This is a genomic window from Mesorhizobium sp. WSM4898 (genome assembly GCF_029625845.1).
Lineage (GTDB): Bacteria > Pseudomonadota > Alphaproteobacteria > Rhizobiales > Rhizobiaceae > Mesorhizobium.
In genome coordinates this window covers 1-253 of record NZ_JARTVQ010000050.1, presented here as the reverse complement: position 1 = coordinate 253, position 253 = coordinate 1, and the positions used below count along the sequence as shown (strand labels likewise).

Here is a 253-nt window from a genome sequence, read left to right as displayed (position 1 = left end):
AAGTCATGCAGTAAAGTTGGGTCTTCTTTGAGTTTTTCGGCCACGCCATTGATCAATGCGTCTTTATCGCCACCGATGACAAGCGGAATCGCCCACGCATAGCGGGGGTCTTTTGCTATCGCCTCAAGCCCGTCCGCACCGAACCCGCTTTTTTCTTCTGCGTCGTCAAATGTGCCGTCTTCGTCTTCTGTCATCATTGATTCGATGTCTGCGCGAATGCTTGAGATGCTGTCGCTCATTGTCTGCATTTCGT

Annotated in this window: 1 protein-coding gene; it reads right to left on the bottom strand. The window is 51.0% G+C overall.

Annotated features, from left to right (window positions below; translation table 11 throughout):
• Positions 1–239, bottom strand: a 239-nt coding sequence (locus tag P9228_RS30905) for a hypothetical protein (RefSeq protein ID WP_278057065.1), incomplete at its 3' end; no start/stop codon positions are given.
• Positions 240–253 lie beyond the last annotated feature (14 nt).